This is a genomic window from Vibrio sp. 03_296 (genome assembly GCF_002265885.1).
This window is the reverse complement of sequence record NZ_NPKW01001115.1, coordinates 1-665: the sequence shown is the minus strand read 5'-3', so window position 1 is coordinate 665 and position 665 is coordinate 1. Positions and strand designations below refer to the sequence as shown.

The following is a 665-nucleotide window of genomic DNA, read 5'->3' as shown; positions in this document are numbered from 1 at the left end:
AGGGTGTGTAAGCGCTGTGAGGCGTTGAGCTAACCTGTACTAATTGCCCGTGAGGCTTAACCATACAACACCCAAAGGGTTTTGATGGACTCAAAGCAAGAACGAATTGAATGTGTAGAGAACGCAAACAGCTTTCCGAATTTTAAGAATTTGCTTGGCGACCATAGCGTTTTGGACCCACCTGAACCCATTCCGAACTCAGAAGTGAAACGAAATAGCGTCGATGGTAGTGTGGGGTTTCCCCATGTGAGAGTAGAACATCGCCAGGCTTTTAATTCGGCTTGTCTTTAATTAGACGAGTCACCATAAAGTTTTAAGCAAAAAAGCTTAGAGTTTTATGTTGACTTCCAGAGTCAATCGCGTATTATACGCACCTCGCTTAAGTGCTAAGGCGCTGAAAGCAAAGCTCTTTAACAATATAAACCTATCAATCTGTGTGGGCACTCGTTGATGATAATCCAAAAGATTTATCAATGAACTGAGTGACCAAAACGATACTAAGTATCGGCACAGTCAATTTATTCAGTATTCATTGAGCCGAAGCGAAAGCTTCAAAAAACTTTTAATTGAAGAGTTTGATCATGGCTCAGATTGAACGCTGGCGGCAGGCCTAACACATGCAAGTCGAGCGGCAGCACAGAGAAACTTGTTTCTCGGGTGGCGAG

The 665-nt window shown here is 43.3% G+C and carries 2 rRNA genes; both read left to right on the top strand.

What is annotated here, in order from left to right:
* Nucleotides 1-153: 153 nt before the first annotated feature.
* Nucleotides 154-269, top strand: a 5S ribosomal RNA gene (rrf, locus tag CIK04_RS30185).
* 294 nt (nt 270-563) lie between these two features.
* Nucleotides 564-665: ribosomal RNA gene (locus tag CIK04_RS30180) — 16S ribosomal RNA — on the top strand; the annotation flags it as partial.